The 21,421-nt window shown below is 55.6% G+C and carries 20 protein-coding genes; 11 read left to right on the top strand and 9 right to left on the bottom strand.

The window, feature by feature from the left end:
• Nucleotides 1–415: 415 nt before the first annotated feature.
• Entirely contained in the window at nt 416–1,180 is a 765-nt protein-coding gene (locus TMES_RS04740) for a PhoH family protein (protein WP_085581148.1), read from the top strand.
• Nucleotides 1,181–1,283: 103 nt separating this feature from the next.
• On the opposite strand, the gene TMES_RS04735 is transcribed toward TMES_RS04740, so the two are convergent.
• Complete coding sequence (locus tag TMES_RS04735) at nt 1,284–2,294, bottom strand: cation diffusion facilitator family transporter (protein ID WP_085580055.1); 1,011 nt, start codon at nt 2,292–2,294, stop codon at nt 1,284–1,286.
• A gap of 170 nt (nt 2,295–2,464) precedes the next feature.
• Here TMES_RS04735 and TMES_RS04730 point away from each other — a divergent pair, with 170 nt between their 5' ends.
• From TMES_RS04730 to TMES_RS04720, 3 genes are all read left to right on the top strand, one after another.
• Nucleotides 2,465–4,459, top strand: coding sequence for a heme lyase CcmF/NrfE family subunit (locus TMES_RS04730; RefSeq protein WP_085580053.1), 1,995 nt, complete (start codon nt 2,465–2,467; stop codon nt 4,457–4,459).
• A 34-nt stretch (nt 4,460–4,493) separates the two neighbouring features.
• Entirely contained in the window at nt 4,494–5,834 is a 1,341-nt protein-coding gene (gene ccmI / locus TMES_RS04725; RefSeq protein ID WP_085580051.1) for a c-type cytochrome biogenesis protein CcmI, read from the top strand.
• 330 nt (nt 5,835–6,164) lie between these two features.
• Nucleotides 6,165–6,605 (top strand): response regulator, encoded by a 441-nt coding sequence (locus TMES_RS04720; RefSeq protein WP_085580049.1) that lies wholly within the window; start codon nt 6,165–6,167, stop codon nt 6,603–6,605.
• Between the two features lie 121 nt (nt 6,606–6,726).
• On the opposite strand, the gene TMES_RS04715 is transcribed toward TMES_RS04720, so the two are convergent.
• Nucleotides 6,727–7,626 carry a LysR family transcriptional regulator gene (locus tag TMES_RS04715; protein ID WP_085580047.1) on the bottom strand — a complete coding sequence of 300 codons (900 nt, stop codon included), beginning with the start codon at nt 7,624–7,626 and terminating at the stop codon, nt 6,727–6,729.
• 96 nt (nt 7,627–7,722) lie between these two features.
• Between TMES_RS04715 and TMES_RS04710 the strand changes: the two genes are divergently transcribed.
• On the top strand, nt 7,723–8,562 hold the full coding sequence (locus tag TMES_RS04710; protein WP_085580045.1) for an SDR family oxidoreductase: 840 nt from the start codon (nt 7,723–7,725) through the stop codon (nt 8,560–8,562).
• Nucleotides 8,563–8,800: 238 nt separating this feature from the next.
• Here the strand turns inward: TMES_RS04710 and atpC are convergent, their stop codons facing one another.
• The 6 genes from atpC to TMES_RS04680 all read right to left on the bottom strand — a co-directional run bounded on the left by atpC (nt 8,801) and on the right by TMES_RS04680 (nt 14,575).
• Entirely contained in the window at nt 8,801–9,205 is a 405-nt protein-coding gene (atpC, locus tag TMES_RS04705) for an ATP synthase F1 subunit epsilon (RefSeq protein ID WP_085580043.1), read from the bottom strand.
• A 41-nt stretch (nt 9,206–9,246) separates the two neighbouring features.
• A complete protein-coding gene (gene atpD / locus TMES_RS04700; protein ID WP_085580041.1) occupies nt 9,247–10,665 on the bottom strand; it encodes a F0F1 ATP synthase subunit beta in 1,419 nt (472 codons plus the stop codon).
• A 51-nt stretch (nt 10,666–10,716) separates the two neighbouring features.
• Complete coding sequence (locus TMES_RS04695; protein ID WP_085580039.1) at nt 10,717–11,613, bottom strand: F0F1 ATP synthase subunit gamma; 897 nt, start codon at nt 11,611–11,613, stop codon at nt 10,717–10,719.
• 32 nt (nt 11,614–11,645) lie between these two features.
• Nucleotides 11,646–13,178 (bottom strand): F0F1 ATP synthase subunit alpha, encoded by a 1,533-nt coding sequence (atpA, locus tag TMES_RS04690; RefSeq protein ID WP_085580037.1) that lies wholly within the window; start codon nt 13,176–13,178, stop codon nt 11,646–11,648.
• Complete coding sequence (locus TMES_RS04685; protein WP_085580035.1) at nt 13,178–13,735, bottom strand: F0F1 ATP synthase subunit delta; 558 nt, start codon at nt 13,733–13,735, stop codon at nt 13,178–13,180. Before TMES_RS04685 ends, atpA begins: the two co-directional genes overlap by 1 nt.
• A 549-nt stretch (nt 13,736–14,284) precedes the next feature.
• Complete coding sequence (locus TMES_RS04680) at nt 14,285–14,575, bottom strand: nucleoside triphosphate pyrophosphohydrolase family protein (RefSeq protein ID WP_085580033.1); 291 nt, start codon at nt 14,573–14,575, stop codon at nt 14,285–14,287.
• Nucleotides 14,576–14,698: 123 nt separating this feature from the next.
• Between TMES_RS04680 and TMES_RS04675 the strand changes: the two genes are divergently transcribed.
• Nucleotides 14,699–15,505 carry a substrate-binding periplasmic protein gene (locus TMES_RS04675; protein ID WP_085580031.1) on the top strand — a complete coding sequence of 269 codons (807 nt, stop codon included), beginning with the start codon at nt 14,699–14,701 and terminating at the stop codon, nt 15,503–15,505.
• A gap of 24 nt (nt 15,506–15,529) precedes the next feature.
• Here TMES_RS04675 and TMES_RS04670 read toward each other — a convergent pair whose 3' ends face one another.
• On the bottom strand, nt 15,530–17,743 hold the full coding sequence (locus tag TMES_RS04670) for a primosomal protein N' (RefSeq protein ID WP_085580029.1): 2,214 nt from the start codon (nt 17,741–17,743) through the stop codon (nt 15,530–15,532).
• Nucleotides 17,744–17,878: 135 nt separating this feature from the next.
• On the opposite strand from TMES_RS04670, the gene fsa reads away from it, so the two are divergent.
• The 5 genes from fsa (at nt 17,879) to TMES_RS04645 (ending at nt 21,414) form a co-directional block, all read left to right on the top strand.
• Nucleotides 17,879–18,535, top strand: coding sequence for a fructose-6-phosphate aldolase (gene fsa / locus TMES_RS04665; RefSeq protein ID WP_085580027.1), 657 nt, complete (start codon nt 17,879–17,881; stop codon nt 18,533–18,535).
• A gap of 93 nt (nt 18,536–18,628) precedes the next feature.
• Nucleotides 18,629–19,318 carry a DUF484 family protein gene (locus tag TMES_RS04660; protein WP_085580025.1) on the top strand — a complete coding sequence of 230 codons (690 nt, stop codon included), beginning with the start codon at nt 18,629–18,631 and terminating at the stop codon, nt 19,316–19,318.
• Entirely contained in the window at nt 19,297–20,262 is a 966-nt protein-coding gene (locus tag TMES_RS04655) for a tyrosine recombinase XerC (protein ID WP_143589539.1), read from the top strand. Before TMES_RS04660 ends, TMES_RS04655 begins: the two co-directional genes overlap by 22 nt.
• A 144-nt stretch (nt 20,263–20,406) precedes the next feature.
• Entirely contained in the window at nt 20,407–20,700 is a 294-nt protein-coding gene (locus TMES_RS04650) for a YrhK family protein (protein WP_085580023.1), read from the top strand.
• A gap of 108 nt (nt 20,701–20,808) precedes the next feature.
• Nucleotides 20,809–21,414 (top strand): glutathione S-transferase family protein, encoded by a 606-nt coding sequence (locus tag TMES_RS04645; RefSeq protein ID WP_085580021.1) that lies wholly within the window; start codon nt 20,809–20,811, stop codon nt 21,412–21,414.
• Nucleotides 21,415–21,421 lie beyond the last annotated feature (7 nt).

The raw sequence follows: 21,421 nt of genomic DNA, 5'->3' as shown, positions 1-21,421 counted from the left end.
GCCCCTTCAATATCGCAGTGAAGCAATTTTTTTGTTCGCAGTTGCAAGATAAACATTTGAAAACAGGGGTTTTGCGAATTCATTCAAATTTAACAATGCAAAAATAGGTGACAAGCCCCGATAAGCAAGCGTAGGATTCTTGTGTTCGGTCGTGAACCGAACTTAAAAGGGGACAAACGAGTGCCGCAAATCAGCGTCTCACATCGTATCTTTTCTCCCCCCGGACCGCAGATGCGAAATGCATCGGGGCCCGGCGCAATCCCTAGCCGTCCTCTTATTTACAAGATGAAGAATGTTCGCGCGCCTTTCCAACACTGGAATGGCGCGTTTTGCTTTTTTGCACAACGTAAGTCAAAAACCGCCGAAATTTCATGTGTTTTGGCCGGTTGCGACTTCAAATCGCGAGGTGATCATCATGGGTAAGCGCGCAGCACGCCGTCGGAGCCATCCGCAGCCGTCAGATGGCAACATCCACGAACTGTTCGATGAAAACAAATCCAACTGGGACCCGCTGGCAGAGCCGGGCCAGGCCATGCCCCCCACACATCGCGATCAAAGTTTCCGCCGTCATATCCGGCCCAAAAGCGAAAATCAGGCGGCCCTGATGGAAGCCATCGACAATTTTAATCTGGTACTGGCCCTGGGCCCGGCAGGCACGGGTAAAACCTATATCGCGGTTTCCAAGGCGGTCGAAGCCCTTGATGCTGGCGATATTGGCCGCATTGTTCTGGCCCGCCCGGCGGTTGAAGCGGGCGAAAATATCGGCTTTCTGCCCGGCGATGTCGAAGCCAAAATGGCACCGTATTTGCGCCCGCTTTACGATGCGCTGAACGACCGGCTGGGCAATAAACGCCTGCGCACCTATCTATCAGACGGCACCATCGAAATTGCCCCGATTGGCTATATGCGCGGTCGCACGCTTAACAATGCCTTTGTCGTGATCGACGAGGCCCAAAACTGCACCTATGTGCAACTTAAAATGCTGGTCACCCGTCTGGGCTGGAATTCCACCATGATCCTGACCGGCGACCCCGACCAGACCGACCTGTTGCCCGAGCTTTCCGGTCTCGCAGAAATGTCGGATCGCCTTCAACAAGTTGACGACATTGCCTGTGTTCAGCTGCGCGACAAGGATATTGTCCGTCACCCGCTGGTCGCAAGCATGCTGACCGTGCTTTAACGTCGCATAACGGTTAAAAACGACACCGGGGGCTGCATCTGCGGCCCCCGCTTTTTTATTCGGTTATCTGATGCTGATCGCACATCGATCCAACCCGACCGACTTAACGCCCGGTAGCAAGCTCGCTGTTGGAGGCGGGAATATCATCCAGCCCCACCTTGCGCGCCCGTGCGGCATGCCAAAATTCGGGGTCTTCAGTATAACCGCTAAATTCATCAAGATGAATGTCTTCGGGCGGTTCGGGGTGAATGGTAATATCAAGGTCGGGATATTCCCCACGAATGCTGTCCATTACCTGGTGGCAAATGGTGTGCGCTTCGCGCATCAGCATCCCGCCATCCATAATCAGTTCGATCTCGGCAAAGCGATGCACACCCGATGACCGGGTGCGCAAGCGGTGAATGCCGATCACGGATTTGTGTTTCATCGTCAGTTCGATGATGCGCTGGCTGTCGGGTTCGGGCAATTCCCGATCCATCAGCACGGCCACCGCATCACGTCCAACCTTGGCTGCCGAATACAGCAGGAAAATCGCAACAATGCCGCCAATCACCGGGTCGGCCCACAAAAAGCCCGATCCCACCAGCAACAGGGCAATAATCACCGCCGCATTGGCCAGAATGTCGGAACTGTAATGTAGCGAGTCGGCCTCGACCGCCATAGAGCCAGACATGCGCATGGCCTTGCGTTGCAGCAAAACCAGCCCCACCGTCATCACCAGCGACACCACCATGATATAGATGGCTTCATTGGCAAGGCGCATTGGTTGCGGGTCCATCATCCGCGACGATGCCTCGGCCAGAACCAGAATGGCAGCACCCAGCATAAACGCAGACTGAAACAGCCCGGCGAGCGGTTCGGCCTTGCCATGACCAAAGCGGTGGTCGTGGTCTGCCGGGCGCCAGGCACTGCGTACCGCCATGAAATTGATCACGGACGTACCGATATCAAGCATGCTATCAATCATCGAGGACAGAAGGCTGACCGAATCGGTCATGAACCACCCGACCGCCTTTAAGGCAATCAGGGTCGCAGCAATGATAATGGAGGCGGTCGTCGCACGACGGGCCCACATTTCTCGCTGTGCAATGTCGATAACCGGACATTGGTTCATTTCACGACCCTTTGGTATGTCTGACTGTGCGCTGGAACAGGGTGTATATAATAATTCTATTTAATGCGCCCGTGCAAATAGCGCAAATTTGATATTCCGCAAGGTTTCCAAACTTTGCATCGCACATTATATCGGCTCGAACCTGTATATAAAAGGACTCGCAAGCCCCCATGATCGTTGAACTCGGACACTATGCCCTCGTATTGGCGCTGGCGATGGCGTTTGCCCAATCCACTGTGCCGTTTCTCGCCGCTGCGCGCAACGATCGTGCGTTGCTGCGGGTGGCCCCGCGCACCGCGATTGCCACCTTTGTGCTGATCGCCTTTTCGTTTGGCGCCCTGACATACGCCTATGTCACGTCCGACTTCTCGGTTTTAAATGTGGTGGAAAACAGCCACACCGCCAAGCCATTGATTTATAAAATCACCGGTGTCTGGGCCAATCACGAAGGATCAATGCTGTTATGGGTTATGATCCTGTCGCTGTTTGGCGCGGCGGTTTCGGCCTTTGGCCGTAATTTACCGCCCAGCCTGCTTGCCCGGGTGGTCGGGGTTATGGGGCTGATCGCGGTTGGTTTCCTGTTGTTTATCTTGCTAACGTCAAACCCGTTTGACCGCATTGCCAACCCGCCCCTTAACGGTCAGGGCATGAACCCGTTATTGCAAGACCCCGGCATCGCCATTCATCCGCCCTTTCTGTATCTGGGTTATGTCGGCTTTTCGGTTGCCTTTGCCTTTGCTGTTGCCGCCCTGATCGAAGGCCGGGTTGACCCGGCATGGGCCCGCTGGGTTCGCCCATGGACGCTGGCGGCCTGGGTATTTCTCACCGCAGGCATCGGCCTTGGGTCGTGGTGGTCCTATTACGAACTGGGCTGGGGCGGCTGGTGGTTTTGGGATCCGGTTGAAAACGCATCCTTCATGCCGTGGCTGGCCGGTACCGCGCTTTTGCATTCGGCCATTGTGGTTGAAAAACGCGACGCCCTTAAAAGCTGGACCATCTTTCTTGCCATTATCGCGTTTTCGTTTTCGCTGCTGGGCACGTTTCTGGTGCGTTCGGGGGCGCTAACATCGGTTCATGCCTTCGCGACCGACCCCAAACGCGGCATTTTCATTCTGATTTTGCTGGCAATATCGGTTGGCGGGTCCTTTGCGCTTTATGCCTGGCGCGCACCAACCCTTAAGGGCGGCGGGCTGTTTCAGCCGATATCGCGCGAAGGGGCACTGGTTTTTAACAATGTGCTGCTGTCGATTGCGGCGGCAATGGTGTTTATGGGCACGCTTTACCCGCTGTTTTTGGAAACCCTGACCGGGGAAAAAATCTCGGTCGGTGCGCCGTTTTTTGATGCCACCTTTGTGCCGATCATGACGCCGCTGATCATTGCCATGGCCATCGGCCCGTTTTTGTCGTGGAAACGTGCCGATCTGTTGGCCGCCATTGGCAAACTGAAACTCGCCATCGCCATTGTTGTGGTGGCGGTTCTGGTTACCTACTGGCTGTCGGGTGGTCCGGCCTTTGCCCTGTTTGGCATGGGGTTGGCGGTGTGGCTGTTTGTTGGCTCCATTCTGGAATGGTCCGGGCGGATCAAGCTGTTTCGCGCCCCGCTGGCCAACAGTTTTCGCCGCATGCGCAATTTGCCGCGCTCCGCCCACGGCATGACACTGGCCCATGCCGGTGTAGCCATTGTCATAGCCGGGATTACCGGCTCGCAAGCGTGGACCACCGAAGCCGTTCAATCGATGGCGATCGGCGATAGTGTTCAGGTCGGGGCCTATAATTTCACCTTGAACGATATCAAGGAAATTCAGGGGCCAAACTATATGGCCCGCCGGGCCCACATCACGGTTCAACATCCCGGCGATAAAACAACCATTCTGGCCCCGGAAAAACGCATTTACACCGTTGAAGGCCGCCCCACCACCGAAGCCGCCATTCAGTCATCGATTACCGGTGACGTTTATGCCGTTTTGGGCGACCCCGACGAAAACAATAACTGGGTCACCCGGTTTTACATCAAACCGATGATCCCGTGGATGTGGGTTGGCGGTTTGGTGATGGTGTTTGGCGGGCTGATGTCGCTGTCTGACCGGCGCTACCGCGTTGGCGCACCGAACCGGTCACGCAAAAAAGCCCCCAAATCCGGCCACACCGCCCAACCGGCCGAATAAACGGCAAAAACGAGAACACAGGATACCCCTACTGATGACTGTCTGGATTGTTTTTGCCCTCGTTACCGTTGCTGTTGCAGGGTATGTCCTGTGGCCGCTTTTAACGGGCAGCCCCGAAACCGCCCCTGCCACCCCCGATGCTGGCACCCCCGATGCTGGCACCTCCGACGATGGCCAGTCGATCACGGGCCCGCAAAGTGCCGCGCAAATGGCAGCGGCCCATACTGCCGAACTGGTCGATCAGGATGAATTGCAACGCGATTTAACGGTCTATCGCGACCAGTTATCCGAAATTACCCGCGACATTGACCGCGGTGTTTTAAACGCCGAACAGGCCGAGGCCGCCCGGACCGAAGTGCAACGCCGCATTCTTGCCACCGATCAGCGTATTCAGGCACGTGCAGCACGGCGCATTGGCAAAACCAGTGGCACATATACCCGCCCGGTCGCCGTTGCCCTGATTTTGATCGGCATTATCGCAGGACTGGGATTGTATCTTGATATTGGCCACCCGACCCTGCCCGACCGGCCCATTGCCCAACGCACCGATGAAATAATGGCCGCGCGCAATGCCCAGAACCATAATCAGGACCGCGACCGTGCGCTTCGCAATGCCGTTGCTGACCTTTCCAACAAACTGATCGCAAACCCCGAAAACCTGCAAAACTGGGAATTGCTGGGCAACAGCCTGCTGGCACTCAACCGCCCGCAAGAAGCCCAGACCGCCTTTCTGGAAGCCGTCAAACTTTCCAATCGTGACGGGGCCTATCTGGCGATGTATGCCGAAGCCATCATTCGCGCCAGCGACGGGCAGGTTACCGCCCCGGCCCGTGGTGCCCTGGAAGAAGCTGCCAAATCGGGCAATGATAATCCGCGCATCGGGTTTTATCTTGGTGTTGCCGATTTGCAGCAAGGCCACGCCAAAGCTGCCATCGAACGCTGGATCACACTGGCCAATTCGGCCCCGGCCGATGCATCATGGGCGCCGATGGTGGTGCGCCAAATTCAGCAAACCGCCCAAGCCGAAGGCATTGATATTACCGGGCGTTTAAAACCGGCCACCACCGCCAATGGCCCCGCCATTGCAGGTAATGTCGGCCCCAGCCAGCAAGACATGAAAGCCGCCGCCGACCTTACCCCCGAAGAACGCCGGCAAATGATTGAAGGCATGGTCGGGCGTCTGGCATCGAAGCTGGCCGAAAACCCGCAAGACCCCGATGGCTGGGCCCGCCTGATGCGCGCCTATATGGTGATGGGGATGAAAGACAAGGCACAGGAAAGCTATCAGCAAGCCCAAACAGCCCTTAAGGACGATAAAACCGCCCTTGACCAGCTTGCTGTCATCGCGGGCCAGGCGGGAATTGCAACCCAATAACCCGGACCGGAAATGCTATCCTTTGGCGTCGCATAAAACGACTTTATCGCGACTCCATTAAGGCGGTTCTAAAATGTCCGGTTGCAAACCAAAAATTTGGCCTGTTTGGAACCTGTTAGCGAAAAAAATCGCCCTTTATTGGATTTGTTCCGGCGAATCAGCCCGAAAAATCGAAAAAATGTCGGTTTTTGCCCGTAAAAAGCTAAATTGAAAACGACAATCAAAAACCAGTCATCTATAAACAGTCAGGAATGCTATAATCAAGTTTAGTATGATGCTAGCTAACTGGGGTGCCACCCCTGTCCTTAAGAATAATGGAGCTTGGTGGAGATGTCAGCGGTAAAGACGGCCAGCCATTTATTGCTGATTGAAGATAACCCGGGCGATGCAAGGCTTGTTGAAGAAGCCTTAAAAGAATTTTCCCGTCCGGTGAACCTCCACCATGTCAAAGACGGCATTACCGCCCTTCAGTTTCTGCAGCAAGACGGACAGTACCGTAATGCGCCGCGCCCCAAACTGATATTGCTGGACCTGAACATGCCGCGCAAGGATGGCCGCGAAATGCTGCGTGATATTCGCAGCGACCCGGTATGTGCCAGCATTCCGGTGATCGTGCTGACCACCTCTGGCGCCGAACGCGATGTTGATTTGTGTTATGCGGCCGGGGCCAATTGTTATTTGCGCAAACCGGTCGATGTGGTTGAGTTTATCGATCTGATGAAAATGATCGAAACCTTCTGGCTTGATACGGCTCTAACGCCCTCTCACTAACAGCCTGCAATCCCAAGGCAATATCATCGCCGCACCCCCGGTGCCCGGCAGCACTGTATATGTTTGGCAGTTCCGTACATACCCGTTTTGCCGCCTCCGTTTTATCGACCCGTGCCGCGCCTTAAAATCGCGCCGTCGCCTTCATCACATCAATAAACGCCCGCAAGCCCGACGGCACATGGCGATGGCCGGGATAATACAAAAACAGCCCGGCAATTGGCGGGCACCAGTCATCCAGCACCGTCCTCAAACGCCCGTCGGTTAACGCATCGGTTACGCAATGCTGGGGAACATAGGCAATGCCAAGCCCGGCAATCGCTGCCTTTGCCATCATACCGGGATGATCCAGCGTCAGGCTGCCGGGCACATCAATGTTTATTTCCTGACCATGACGTTCAAATTCCCAATGATACGGTTTGCCGCTGGGTAAACGACACCGGATGCATAAATGCTGTTTTAAATCTTCCGGGCTTTGCGGCACCGTCCGACCGTTAAAATAATCCGGGGCGGCGACAGCAACAAACCGGGCGTCTGCGCCAAAGCGCACGGCGATCATGTCTTGCGGAATGGCTTCACCCAACCGGATGCCGGCATCAAACCCCTCGGCCACAATATCCACCAGCCGCCCGTCTGTGACCAGATCCAGCGACATATCGGGATATTGCGCCAAAAAGGCCGGCACCACATCGTCAAGCAGCATGGATGCGGCAATTTCGTTGGTGTTGAGCCGCAACATCCCGCTGGGTCGGGTGCGAAAGCTGTTAACTTCCTCAAGGGCAAAATCCAGATCGCGCAACACTGGCTGCAAACGCGACAACAGCTTTTCGCCCGCTTGGGTCAGGGCAACACTGCGCGTGGTGCGATGAAACAACCGCACCCCCATATTTTCTTCCAACGTGCGAATAACATGACTGAGCGTTGAGGGGGCCACCCCCAGCTCGTCGGCGGCCTTGCGAAAACTTTGCCAGGCCGCAATGCAGGCAAAGGCTTTCAAATCATTCAGGCTGGGGATGTAATTCATGGGTTTTTACCATCAAGTCATGCCAATTATTTAGCATAGCCCCATTAAAGCAAAAATCTATAGTCGCTTCATGTTCCCCCAACCTACGAGGCACGCATGACCCGCACATGGTTTATTACTGGCACATCTTCCGGCCTTGGTCTGGAAATGACCAAAATTCTGCTCCAACACGGCGACACGGTTATCGCAACAGTCCGCAAAGCCGATGCTTTGTCCCATCTGGCCGCGCAATATGGCAAACAGCTTTGCGTGATGCAGCTTGATGTTACCGATACGGCGCAAGTTCGCGATGTCATTGACCAGGCATTTGCCCTTCGGCCGATTGATGTCATTGTCAACAACGCGGGTTATGGCCTGTTTGGTGCCGCCGAAGAACTGACCGACGACCAGATCATTCATCAGATCAACACCAATATCATCGGATCCATTCAGGTTATCCGCGCCGCCCTGCCCCATTTGCGCGCGCAAAAACACGGGCGCATTTTACAGGTATCCTCCGAAGGCGGGCAAATCTCTTATCCGAATTTCAGCCTGTATCACACCACCAAATGGGGAATTGAAGGCTTTGTCGAGGCCGTCCGTCAGGAAGTATCGACCTTTGGCATTGAATTTACGATCATCGAACCTGGCCCCACCCGCACCCGCTTTGGCGCGGGCTTAATCAGCCCGGCACCGATGGATGCTTATAAGCATACCGCCGCCCACCAGGTGCGTAACGCCATTGCCAACGGCGATTTTGCGATTAAAGGTGATGCTGTAAAAACGGCACAGGCCATGATTAATTCCGTCGATGTTAAACCGGCCCCGGTCCGGGTCACACTGGGCAGCACAGCCTATCATTCCGTCCACGCGGCGTTAACCGAACGCCTGCACGCCCTTGAGGCCCAAAAGGACATCGCCTTTTCGGCGGACGGTGACGAGGGTTTGAGCCAATAACCAGCCGTTAATTCTGGTCTGCCATACGGATATGGGGCGGGCAGTGAACCAAAGCCCGCCAACGGCTTGTCGGTTTGCAGGCGGATGCCCCGGGCCGGTAATCTGGCATCCAAGCTACCCCAGCCAATGGCATTAACCGCACAAGAACGGTTATCTGGCAAATACCGTGGGCAAACAAACAAAAAGGGCCGCTATCCGAATGGGATAGCGGCCCTTTTACCGTGACATTTCTGTCAGATCAGTTGGTCAAAGCGGCAATCTGCGCGGCGGCAATCGCGACTTCACGTTCGGCATTCACCTTTTCGTGGGTCGATTTTGCGGCGTCGAAAGCAGCCTTGGCTGCTTCCAGACGGGCTTGCGCGACGTCGGCTTTGATGTCGGCAACAGGAATTGCTTCTTCTGCCAGAATGGTGCAGCGCTCGGGGTTAACCTCGGCAACACCACCAGCCACAAAAATGCGTTCTGAAACCGAACCACCTTTATAGATGTCAATGACGCCCGGACGGATGGTCGAGATCAGCGGTGCGTGCTTGGGCAGCACACCAAAGTTCCCTTCCGTGCCCGGAACAACAACCATCTCGACCGGCTCGGATTTGAGCAGGGCAGACGGTGAAACAAGTTCCAGTACAGTCGTATCAGTCATGACAGTCCTCGCTCCTTACCCGGAGGGGGACCGAAACTGCCTTAGGCAGCTTCGGCCATCTTCTTGGCTTTTTCGATAGCTTCTTCGATGGTGCCGACCATGTAGAATGCCTGTTCGGGCATGTGGTCATATTCACCATCGCAGATAGCGGCGAATGCCTTGAGGGTGTCTTCAAGCTGAACGAACACGCCCGGCGTACCGGTAAACACTTCTGCAACGTGGAACGGCTGTGACAGGAAACGCTGGATTTTACGGGCACGTGCCACGACCAGTTTGTCTTCTTCCGACAGTTCGTCCATGCCGAGAATTGCGATGATGTCCTGAAGACCTTTATAGGTCTGCAAAACACGCTGCACTTCACGGGCCGTTTTATAGTGCAAGTCACCAACGACACTCGGATCAAGCGCACGCGAGGTCGAGTCAAGCGGATCCACAGCCGGATAGATGCCAAGTTCGGCAATCTGACGGTTCAGGGTTGTGGTCGCATCAAGGTGAGCAAACGAAGTTGCCGGTGCCGGGTCGGTCAAGTCATCGGCAGGGACGTAAATGGCCTGGACCGAGGTAATAGAACCTTTTTTGGTCGAGGTAATACGTTCCTGAAGCGCGCCCATGTCGGTTGCCAGCGTCGGCTGATAACCCACAGCTGACGGAATACGACCGAGAAGAGCTGACACTTCCGAACCCGCCTGGGTGAAGCGGAAAATGTTATCAACGAAGAACAACACGTCCTGGCCTTCTTCATCACGGAAATATTCCGCGAGGGTCAGACCGGTCAAAGCAACACGGGCACGGGCTCCGGGGGGCTCGTTCATCTGGCCGTACACAAGTGCGGCCTTTGACGTGCCTTCAAGGTTGATAACGCCCGAGTCCATCATTTCGTGATACAGATCGTTGCCTTCACGGGTACGTTCACCCACACCGGCAAAAACCGAATAACCACCATGGCCTTTGGCCACGTTGTTGATCAATTCCATGATGAGAACGGTTTTACCCACGCCCGCACCACCGAACAGACCAATTTTACCACCCTTGGTGTACGGTGCGATCAGGTCGATGACCTTGATGCCCGTAACAAGAATTTCGGTTTCGGTCGACTGATCCACGAAAGACGGTGCTTCGCGGTGGATCGGCAACTTCATCTTGGCATTGACCGGGCCCCGTTCGTCAACCGGCTCGCCGATGACGTTAAGGATACGGCCAAGGGTTTCCGGTCCGACCGGAACCAGGATCGCATCGCCGGTATCGACGACTTCCTGACCACGGCGCAGACCTTCGGTGGTGTCCATAGCAATCGTACGGACAGCACTTTCACCAAGATGCTGTGCAACTTCGAGAACCAGACGCTGGCCGTTGTTGTCAACAGTCAGCGCGTTCAGAATGGGCGGCAGTTCGCCGTCGAATTTAACGTCGACGACGGCGCCCATTACCTGGGAAATTTTCCCCGCCTTCTTGTTCGCCATAGGTATTGTCTCCTGCTCGGACAAATCTATCCGTTAGTTCCTGCGACCCGCTTACAAAGCCTCGGCGCCGGAAATGATTTCAATCAGTTCGTTGGTGATCTGCGCCTGACGTGAGCGGTTGTACTGGATGCTCAGTCGGTCGATCATGTCGCCGGCATTGCGGGTTGCGTTATCCATAGCGGACATTCGCGCACCGTGCTCGGAAGCACTGCTTTCCAGCATCGCTCCGAAAATCTGGACACCGACATTACGCGGCAGCAAATCTGCCAGGATGGCTTCTTCGGACGGTTCATATTCGTAAACCGCAGAAGCACCATTTCCGGCAGTTTCCGGTTCGTCTTCCACAGCTTCCGCTGCAAAGGGAACCAGTTGCTGTTCGGTCACAATCTGTGAAATCGCCGACACGAATTTGTTGTAAAATACCGTGCAAACGTCGAAATCACCTGCTTCGAACAGCTCCAGAATTTTGTCAGCTACCGAAGTCGCCTCGGAGAAGTTAATCCCCCTTTTGCCTTCGATACCGGTATAGCGCGCCACAATCGCATCACCATGTTCGCGCTTGAGGGCATCTGCCCCCTTACGACCAACACAAATGATTTTAACTGTCTTGCCCTGGGCTTTCAGCGCACGGATCTTGTTGCGCGCAGCCTTGACAATAGAAGCATTGAAACCGCCGCACAAACCACGATCGGCAGTAAAGACAACAAGCAGATGCACGTTGTCTTTGCCGGTCCCGGCCAGAAGTTTCGGTGCCCCTTGCGTGCTACCAACCGCAGTAGCAAGCCGACCCAGCATCGTCCCCATGCGATCTGCATAGGGACGGGCTGCTTCAGCAGCATCCTGCGAGCGACGGAGCTTGGACGCGGCCACCATCTTCATCGCCGAAGTAATTTTCTTCGTCGATTTGACGCTGGCAATGCGCGAGCGCAAGTCCTTTAAACTAGCCATTGCGTTTCCTCCTTCGCCTAAAGTTCAGACTTTTACGCGAAGGTTTTCGCGAACTTGTCGAGGAAAGCTTTCAGTTTAGCTTCGGTATCAGCCGACAGAACCTTCTCGGTGCGGATCGCATCAAGAATATCTGCGCCAGACGAACCGATATCCGAAAGGAACTGTTCTTCAAAAGCGCGGATTTTCGAGATGGCGATGCCGTCAAGATAGCCCTTAACACCGGCATAGATCACGACGACCTGTTCTTCAATCTTCAACGGCGAGTACTGCGGCTGCTTGAGCAGCTCGGTCAGACGCGCGCCGCGTGCCAGAAGCTTCTGGGTGGCCGGATCAAGATCCGATGCGAACTGGGCAAAAGATTCCATTTCACGATACTGGGCAAGTTCCAGCTTGATCGAACCGGCAACCTGTTTCATTGCCTTGATCTGGGCTGAAGACCCCACACGCGAAACCGACAAACCAACGTTCACAGCCGGGCGAACGCCCTTGTAGAACAGATCGGTTTCAAGGAAAATCTGACCATCGGTGATCGAAATAACGTTGGTCGGAATAAAGGCCGACACGTCGTTACCCTGGGTTTCAATAACCGGCAAAGCGGTCAGCGAACCAGCACCATGATCGTCATTCATTTTCGCCGCACGTTCCAGAAGACGGGAGTGCAGATAGAAAACGTCGCCCGGGAATGCTTCACGTCCCGGGGGACGGCGAAGCAGCAGGGACATCTGACGATAGGCAACAGCCTGTTTGGTCAAATCATCATAAAAGATGGTGGCATGCATGCCATTGTCACGGAAATATTCGCCCATGGCACATGCAACAAACGGCGCCAGGAACTGCATCGGTGCCGGATCAGAAGCGGTCGCGGCAACAATAATGGTGTTTTCCATCGCACCGCGTTCTTCAAGAACCTTGACAACCTGGGCTACGGTCGAGCGTTTCTGACCGATCGCAACATAGATGCAGAACATCTTGTCGCTGTCTGAAGCAGCGGCATCGTTTACCGGCTTCTGGTTCAAAATGGTGTCGATGATGATCGCGGTTTTACCGGTCTGACGGTCACCAATGATCAGCTCGCGCTGGCCACGCCCGATCGGGATCAGCGAGTCAATTGACTTGATGCCGGTCTGAACAGGTTCGTGAACCGATTTACGCGGGATAATGCCCGGTGCCTTAACATCGGCAAGACGGCGCTGGGTGGTTTTAACATCGCCCTTGCCGTCAATCGGATTGCCCAGCGCGTCAACGACGCGGCCCAGCAGTTCCTTGCCAACCGGCACGTCAACGATGGAACCGGTACGCTTGACCTGGTCGCCTTCTTTAATCGTGCGGTCAGAACCGAAAATAACGATACCGACATTGTCTTCTTCAAGGTTCAGGGCCATGCCCTTGATCCCGCCGGGAAAGTCTACCAGCTCACCAGCCTGAACATTGTCAAGGCCATGAACACGGGCAATACCGTCACCAACAGAAAGAACCTGACCGACTTCGGCCACTTCGGCTTCAGCGCCAAAATTGGCAATCTGATCCTTGAGAATAGCGGAGATCTCCGCGGCGCGGATTTCCATCACGCAACCCCTTTCATAGCGAGCTCGAGCTTCTGCAATTTGGTACGAAGCGAGGCATCAAAAACCCGGGAACCGACCTTGACGACAAGGCCGCCAAGAACCGCCGGGTCGACATTCAGGTCCACCTTGACAGTGGCACCGACGACTTCCTTAAGAGTGCCGGTTACGGCTTCGATCTGCTCTTCACTTAACGCGGCAGCAGAAGTCACCTGTGCGGTTACTTCACCACGATGCGCGGAGAGCATGGAAAGGTAGGCTTTGATTACGCCCGGCAGGACGAACAGGCGCCGTTTATGACACAGAAGGCCAACCGTTTTCTTGGTCAATTCGGAAACCCCGAATTTATCAAGAAGGGCTGCCATAGCATTGGCCTGCACATCCCGGGAAATCACGGGACTACGGAGCACATTACGCAGATCATCGCTTTCGACGATGGCCTGGTCGAGCAATTCAAGATCGCTTTTAACCACATCAAGCTGGTCAGCCGAATTGGCCAACTCAAACAGTGCGGTGGCGTAACGCCCTTGCAGCCCGGTCGCGGCAGTATTTTGGGACACCGGTGAAAGCCCTCAATTCTGGTTATGAGAACGACTCGGATACATATAAAAAAATGATCCCCCGAAGAGATAGCCCTCCGGGAAGCGAGCGTTTGGTAGCACATGTCCCAGAAAGGAGCAACCCCCGCGCAACCGCAATTGTGTCGAGTTTGGCTACTGTCTGCGATGTAGGGCCACCATCCTTGAAAAATCGCGGCTTTTTGCGCCTTGGCACAGCTTACCTGCCCCCACGGAAACGGCCCTTTTTTGCCCTGCACCTTGTAAAAACATCGCGAATCTTGAAGATTCAGGCAAAATTATGCCGCCCCGCCCGTTCAACCGGGACGCAACTGTGAACCAGCACACAAGAAGCCCAACCCGAACGGGAAAAAGTATCCACGCACAAGAACCTTTGGTCGATTCTTTTTTTAGACGAAAATAAAGCCGCTCGTTCGTCACCAAACAGGGTCGGCCAGCCTGGCAGGCACCACCCCGCCCAAATCAGCATCAATGCCTGCGGATTCCTGCAATCTGGCAACAACGCACCCCGGAGAAAGACGCCACCGCATGTCAAACATGCGATCCGGTGCCATCGCCCTTGACCTGCCATGTGCGGTTTCGGTTGATGGTCATTTTGGCATCGGTTTCGTGATGCAAATCCAGCCCGAATTGCGCCACCAGCCGATGCAGCAAAATCACCACATCGGCACTTTCTTTGCCAATTTCACCGATATCGCGCGTTTTCACGGCGTCGCGCAGTTCGTTCATTTCCAGCATCGCCCGGTCCACCAGCGCAACCGGGTCGCCAACCGGCCCAAATGTTTGTTCGGCCCACGCACAGATACGCGCCTGATTTTCCATGCTCATCCCCCTTGTGGTATTGTTGTGATATGGTCGCGATATTGTCTTGGTAAATTCTTGTAGATAATGACCTCCGTTCATATAGAATTATTCAAAAGGGGTCGCTACGTACTGGAGAACACAATGACGCTGGGCAGCAAAGCTGTCTGCCGCCGGTTCGTTAGCCTGTTTATCGGGCTGCTGGTGCTATTGCCCGGCCCCTTGCTCGCCCGTCCCCTGATCATTGAAGGTTTAAGCGAAGCCCCGCTTAAATGGCAGGATGGCGCAAATATTCGCGGTATCGATATCGACATTATGAAAGCGGTTCTCGCCGAAATGCAAATTTCGGAATTTGAGTTCCGCCTGGTCCCCAGCGGCAATCGCCTGCTTTATAATGCCCGCAGCGGGGCCAGCGACATTGTGCTGTCGCTATCACAATCGCCCGAACGCAAAGAATTTCTCGATTACCCCGAAGAAGCCCACCTGCTGCTGGACTGGCGTTTCGCCATTCGCAAGGCCGACCATGACCGGATTTCGTTTAACGAATTTTCCGATCTGGCCGGATTGCATATCGGGGCGGCAGCCAGCTTTTCCTATACCCCGGCTTTTTGGGAGAGCGGGCTGGATATCGAAACCGTTGCCAAAAACAACCTGCTGATTCCGATGCTGCTGCGCAGACGGTTTGATATTGTTCCACTTAATTATATGACATCGCTGTATGAAGCGCGCCAGGCCGGGGTTGCCGACGAACTGTTATTTTTATACCCGCCCATTCGTCAGGCCGCCTATTATAATGTCTGGTCCAAGGCATCGCGCTATCGCGGCAAGCAGGCCTTTCAAAAACGCTATGACGCCATTATCCGCAAAATGCAGCAAGACGGCAGCATCGCGGCGATTATCGAAAGCTATCTTGGTCCGCAAAACGATCCCAAACAGCGCTATTCCCAGTAAGACCCGAAGCGACCAAGCCCCGCGCTACATAAAGCTGTAGGGATCAATATCGATCTGTACGCGCACGCTGCCCGGTGTTTTCACCCGTGCCAGCCATTCCTGAATCACCGCCTGCACCTTTACCGATTTATCGGTGCGCAGCAAAAACCGCCGCCGAAACCGCCCGCGCAACAGCGAAAGCGGGGCGGGGGCGGGGCCCAAAACCACAATCCCGTCGCCGCGCGGGGCCGCCCGGCCAATGCGCCATGCGGCTTCATCAACCTCATTTTCCTTTTTGCCCGATACAATCAGGGCCGCCAGTCGCCCATGCGGCGGCATGCCGTATTTCATCCGTTCTGAAAGCTCGACCTGATCAAACGCATCGCGGTCGCCTGCGGCAATCGCCTTGATCACGCGGTTGGTGGGGTCGGCTGTTTGCAACAATACCGTACCGGGGCGTTCCCCGCGCCCGGCGCGCCCTGCAACCTGGGTTAATAACTGATAACTGCGTTCTGCCGCGCGCAAATCGCCCCCGGCCAGCCCCAGATCGGCATCGATCACCCCCACCAGTGTCAGCATGGGAAAATGATAACCCTTGGCCAGAATTTGCGTACCGATCAGCAAATCCACCTCGTGGTTATGCACCCGGTCCACCAGAGCGGCGGCCGCCTTGGGGCCAGAGATATTATCCGATGTGGCAACTTCAATTTTTAAATCGGGAAATGTCTGGATCGCTTCTTCATACAGCCGTTCCACACCGGGACCACAAGGTGCGAGCTTTTCCTCGGCCCCGCAGGCCGGGCAGGTATCGGGGATTTTGGCGGTATAACCGCAATGGTGGCATTGCAATTTGCCCCACGCCCGATGTTCGACCAGCCATGCCGTGCAATTGGGGCACTGAAACCGGTGCCCACAAGCCCGGCACAGGGTTAACGGGGCATAGCCACGGCGGTTTAAAAACAGCATCGCCTGTTCACCGGCGGCAAATGTTTCTATCAGCCGTTTTTTCAGGGTCGGGGTAATCCAGCGTAACCGTTCGGGTTTATCCACCCGGATATCGACAATTTCGACACTGGGCAAAACCGCCACCCCGTGCCGCTGCCCCAAAACCACCCGTTCATAGCGCCCGGCTTCAACATTGGCCAAGGTTTCCAGCGACGGGGTAGCCGATGCCAGCATAACGGGGAACCCGCCCAGATGCCCACGCGCCACCGCCATATCGCGGGCATGATAAATAACGCCTTCTTCCTGTTTAAAGGCATGTTCGTGTTCTTCATCGACCACGATCAGCCCCAGGTTTTTATAGGGCAAAAACAATGCCGATCGCGCGCCGACAACCAGTTGTGCACTGCCGTCGGCCACCGCCCGCCAGGTTTCGCGCCGGCGGGCCTGCCCCACCTCGGAATGCCACAGGGCCGGTTCCACCCCGAACCGGTCGCGAAAGCGCTGCAACCATTGCGCCGACAGGGCAATTTCCGGCAGCAACACCATGACCTGGCGCCCCAGCGACAAAGCCATCCGAACGGCTTCGAAATAAACCTCGGTCTTGCCCGACCCGGTCACACCATCAATCAATATCGTTGAAAATCGGCTGGCTTCGACCTTTTCACACAAAAAATCGGCTGCCGTTTCCTGATCTGGCGACAGATCAGGGCGACCGATTGTCAAATCCGGGGGACTGAACGGCGATGGCGGTGCCATTTGCTCGCGCTTGACCAGCCCGGCATCAACCAGCCCTTTTAGCACGCTGGGCCCGGTGCCGCTTTCGCGCAGGATATCGGCCTGATCCATGAAGGGATGATCGCGCAAAAATCCAAGAATGCGTTTTCGCGCCGGTGTCAGGCGAACGGCGTGATCCGACTCGGTAATGCCCCGCGCCAAACCAAAGCGAAAAACCGGTTTTGGCGCATCAAGGGCGTCAACCACACTCATGCCCATGCGTAAAACTGCACCTTGCGGACTTAATGTGTAGGCCGAAACCCAGTCGATAAACCGGCGCGCAACCGCGCCCATCGGCGGCACTGGCAGCACGCCATAGATCTCGCGCAGCTTGGCCGGGTCGACATCGCCCCTGGCATCACCCCACACAACACCACGCTGGGTTTGACGTCCTAGCGGAATTTCGACAAAATCACCTGGTTCAATATCAAGGCCGTCGGGAACGACATAGTCATACGGCCCCGCCAAAGGCAGGGGGGGCAGCACCGAAACAGTGCGGCGTTCAAACAGATTTCCCGTTATGGCCTTTGCGGCGCACATATATTATAAACCCCGTCACGATAGGCTGGCGTGATCCGAACCGTTCGCGGTCCGGTTACCCGGCACGAAACGGTCCCACAGCCAATAGCAGTAATCTGCGTCATCGAACAACGGTCTTCATCAGCAGGAATTACAATGAAGTTCTTCATCGACACCGCCGACATCGACGCCATCCGCGAACTCGCCAAATCTGGCCTGGTAGACGGCGTCACCACCAATCCGTCGCTGGTTGCCAAGGCTGGCCGCCCGTTTATCGACCTGATCAAGGAAATTTGCGACGTCATTGACGGCCCGGTTAGCGCCGAAGTTGCCGCCACCGATTATGACACCATGATCGCCGAAGGCCGCAAGCTTGCCGCGATTGCCGACAATGTGGTCGTTAAATTGCCGCTGACACCCGATGGGCTCAAAGCCTGCCGTACCTTCACCGATGAAGGTATCAAAACCAACGTCACGCTGTGCTTCTCGGTTGGTCAGGCCATTCTGGCTGCCAAAGCCGGCGCCACCTTTGTATCGCCCTTCGTTGGCCGCCTTGACGATATCTCCAGCGACGGCATACAGCTGATTGCCGATATTGTTGAAGTTTACAACAACTACCCGAACTGGGAAACCGAAGTGCTGGTCGCATCCGCCCGTGGCCCGCAGCATGTTGTCGATTCGGCCCGCCTTGGCGCCGATGTCGTCACCATCCCGCCGCAGGTTCTGGGGCAGTTGTTTAAACATCCGCTGACCGAAAAAGGCCTGGAAACCTTCCTGGCCGATTGGCAGAAAACCGGCCAGTCGATTCTTTAAGGCGTTTTTGCGCCGTCCTTAATCAGCATTTAACCCGGTTGCCTCCATTCTGGCAGCCGGGTTTTTTAATATGACAACAGATTGCCGGGACCAATGGAACAAACTGCTTTGCACGCCGAAGACATCGCAACATATCTTGCGGACAACCCAGATTTTTTCAAACATCGCCACGAACTTCTCGACAGTCTGGAAATGCCGGTGCGTCATCATGGCTCTGGCGTTGCCGATATGCAGCAATATGTGGTCGAACGCCTGCGCGCCGAAAGCAACCGTTTGCGCGGTGCCACCAGCGAACTGATCAATATTTCCAAATCCAACCTCGAAACCCAGCAGCGCATTCATCGTGCCGTTTTGGCCCTGCTGAATGCACGCGGCTTTGAAACCTTTGTCGAAGCCCTGCAAGATCTGCTTCCTGACCTGCTGGATCTGGACTGCATCGCGATTTGTTTTGAAGAACATCCCGAAAACCCGATCCCGCGCTGTGGTGGCCGGGTCCGCCGCCTTACCCACGGGGCGGTTGATCAGGTGCTGGGCGAGGATCACGATGTGTGGATGGTGTCCGAACATGCGGGTGACGAAGCCATTTTTGGCCCCAAGGCCGATATCGTTAATTCAGCCGCCCTTGTGCGTCTGGCCCCGTTTTATGGTGATCCGGTTGGGCTGGTGGCCTTTGGCGTTGCCGAACCCGGATATTTCAGCCCGGCACAAGGCAATGATCTGATCATGTTCCTGTCTTCCGTGATTGAATTTGGTGTGCGTCGATGGCTGACAAACCCGGCATAATCCCCTCAAGCGCATTAACCGCCCTTTCCCTGCCCGCAGACACCCGCAAGGCAGTTGATGACTGGCTGCAATGGTTGCGCAGCGAACGGCGGGCATCTGCCCACACCACCGAAAACTATCTGGTCGATCTTTATGCCTTTCTGGCATTTACCGACCAGCATTGTGGCGGTGCGCCCGCTTTGGCGACCTTATTGTCGTTAAGCCCGCGCGATTTTCGCAGTTGGCTGGCCCATCGCAATGATCTGAACATGGCCAAATCATCCACCGCACGGGCATTGTCGACCCTGCGCAATTTTTACCGTTTTCTTGATCGCACCGGGCGCGGGCAAAATGCCGCCATTACCACCATCCGCAATCCGCGCCTGCCGCAATCGGTGCCCAAACCGCTGTCGCCCGAAGACGCCATGGCCGTAATCGACAATGCCGGTGCCTTTCAGGATGACCCCTGGCTTGCCAAACGCAACCTGGCGCTGTTTACCCTGCTCTATGGCTGTGGCTTGCGGATTGCCGAGGCGCTGAACCTGAATGCCGAACAACGCCCGCAAAGCACCTCGCTGATTATTACCGGCAAGGGCAACAAGCAACGCCTCGTGCCCGTCCTGCCCGTGGTGATCGAGGCAATCAATGATTATCTGGCCACCTGCCCCTATAACCCCACCGGCGCTGAACCGTTATTTTTAGGGGCACGCGGCAAACGCCTGATTGCGCAGGTGGCCCAGCGCGAAATGCGCCGCATTCGCGCCTTGCTCAACCTGCCCGAAACCGCCACCCCGCACGCCATGCGCCACAGCTTTGCCACCCACCTTTTGGCCGGCGGCGGCGATTTGCGCACCATTCAGGATTTGCTCGGCCATGTGTCGCTGTCCACAACCCAGCGCTATACCTCGGTCGATAGCGAACGGTTAATGGCGGTTTATCGCGGTGCTCATCCGCGCGCGCGATAACCAGGCAGGCGGCAATATTGTTCAATATTACCGGCAATTTCATACCTTAATTTTGCAAATGCCATAAAATCAACAGTTTGACGAAACATTCACGGGGTAACCGCGTTGCAATGCAAAGCGCATTCCCTCTACAGGAGCCTCCCCGTGAAACTGTTTCGGACCCGCCGTTTTGACCAGACCCACCGCCATCGCGAAATTTACAGCCTTTATGAACTGATTTATTCCGCCGTCGACCTTTTGGCGGCCGTTGCCTTTATCATCGGCAGCATCCTGTTTTTTTACAAATCGCTAATGGAAGCTGGCACCTGGCTGTTTTTAATCGGCAGTATCTTTTTTGCCCTGCGCCCTACCGTTCGCATGTTGCGCGAACTGCACCTTGCCGCCCTGTCACGCAACGACCCCGAGGAAGCCGAAACCAGTTCGGGTTTTCAGGGCTAACCCCCGAGAGCGACAGCATCAAACATCGCTAAAAATTTGGTTTTCATCGCACCGCCTTTTACCCTTACACTGCGCCAATAAATTGTTCTGGCACAGAAAGGCCATCTGATGATTGTTCGTAGTTCTGTCCCCTCGCCCTTTGGTCGCAAGGTCAAAATGGTGGCGAAATATCTGGGCGTGTATAACGCCCTGACCATTGAAACCGCCGACACCAACAACCCCGACGACACCTTGCGCCAGCAAAACCCGCTGGGTAAAATTCCGGTCCTGATCCTGGATGACGGTCGTAAATATTACGATTCGCGCGTCATTTGCGAATTTCTCGATTCCAAAGCCGATGGCCGCACCCTGCACCCGACCGAAAGTGATGCCCGCTGGGAAGCCCTGACCCTTCAGGCGCTGGGCGATGGCATTGTCGATGCCTCGATCCTGCAAGTGTACGAAAAACGCATGCGCCCGGAAGACAAACGCCATCAGGATTGGGTCGATTATCAGGCTGAAAAGGTTCGTCGCGCCCTTGATGACCTTGCCGCCACCCCGCCCAGCCTGACCGGCGATTTGACGATTGGCCATTTTGCCGTTGCCTGTGCGCTGGGGTATCTTGACTTCCGTTTTGATGGCGCATGGCGGGCCAAATACCCGGCCCTTGTCACCTGGCTGGATGCTTTTCGCAATCTGGTCCCCGCCTTTGATGCCACCGCCCCCGACGCCTGAGCACCCT

Source organism: Thalassospira mesophila (genome assembly GCF_002115755.1).
GTDB lineage: Bacteria > Pseudomonadota > Alphaproteobacteria > Rhodospirillales > Thalassospiraceae > Thalassospira > Thalassospira mesophila.
This window is presented reverse-complemented; position numbering and strand designations above follow the sequence as displayed.

What these genes read in the sequence shown, in the direction of transcription:
- TMES_RS04655 (WP_143589539.1), top strand. Translation starts at nt 19,297, where the DNA reads ATGGCTGACAAACCCGGCATAATCCCCTCAAGCGCATTAACCGCCCTT.
- fsa (WP_085580027.1), top strand. Translation starts at nt 17,879, where the DNA reads ATGAAGTTCTTCATCGACACCGCCGACATCGACGCCATCCGCGAACTC.
- TMES_RS04740 (WP_085581148.1), top strand. Translation starts at nt 416, where the DNA reads ATGGGTAAGCGCGCAGCACGCCGTCGGAGCCATCCGCAGCCGTCAGAT.
- TMES_RS04715 (WP_085580047.1), bottom strand. Translation starts at nt 7,626, where the DNA reads ATGAATTACATCCCCAGCCTGAATGATTTGAAAGCCTTTGCCTGCATT.
- atpA (WP_085580037.1), bottom strand. Translation starts at nt 13,178, where the DNA reads ATGGAAATCCGCGCCGCGGAGATCTCCGCTATTCTCAAGGATCAGATT.
- TMES_RS04680 (WP_085580033.1), bottom strand. Translation starts at nt 14,575, where the DNA reads ATGGAAAATCAGGCGCGTATCTGTGCGTGGGCCGAACAAACATTTGGG.
- TMES_RS04735 (WP_085580055.1), bottom strand. Translation starts at nt 2,294, where the DNA reads ATGAACCAATGTCCGGTTATCGACATTGCACAGCGAGAAATGTGGGCC.
- atpC (WP_085580043.1), bottom strand. Translation starts at nt 9,205, where the DNA reads ATGACTGATACGACTGTACTGGAACTTGTTTCACCGTCTGCCCTGCTC.
- ccmI (WP_085580051.1), top strand. Translation starts at nt 4,494, where the DNA reads ATGACTGTCTGGATTGTTTTTGCCCTCGTTACCGTTGCTGTTGCAGGG.
- TMES_RS04660 (WP_085580025.1), top strand. Translation starts at nt 18,629, where the DNA reads ATGGAACAAACTGCTTTGCACGCCGAAGACATCGCAACATATCTTGCG.
- TMES_RS04730 (WP_085580053.1), top strand. Translation starts at nt 2,465, where the DNA reads ATGATCGTTGAACTCGGACACTATGCCCTCGTATTGGCGCTGGCGATG.
- TMES_RS04720 (WP_085580049.1), top strand. Translation starts at nt 6,165, where the DNA reads ATGTCAGCGGTAAAGACGGCCAGCCATTTATTGCTGATTGAAGATAAC.
- atpD (WP_085580041.1), bottom strand. Translation starts at nt 10,665, where the DNA reads ATGGCGAACAAGAAGGCGGGGAAAATTTCCCAGGTAATGGGCGCCGTC.
- TMES_RS04695 (WP_085580039.1), bottom strand. Translation starts at nt 11,613, where the DNA reads ATGGCTAGTTTAAAGGACTTGCGCTCGCGCATTGCCAGCGTCAAATCG.
- TMES_RS04675 (WP_085580031.1), top strand. Translation starts at nt 14,699, where the DNA reads ATGACGCTGGGCAGCAAAGCTGTCTGCCGCCGGTTCGTTAGCCTGTTT.
- TMES_RS04710 (WP_085580045.1), top strand. Translation starts at nt 7,723, where the DNA reads ATGACCCGCACATGGTTTATTACTGGCACATCTTCCGGCCTTGGTCTG.
- TMES_RS04670 (WP_085580029.1), bottom strand. Translation starts at nt 17,743, where the DNA reads ATGTGCGCCGCAAAGGCCATAACGGGAAATCTGTTTGAACGCCGCACT.
- TMES_RS04645 (WP_085580021.1), top strand. Translation starts at nt 20,809, where the DNA reads ATGATTGTTCGTAGTTCTGTCCCCTCGCCCTTTGGTCGCAAGGTCAAA.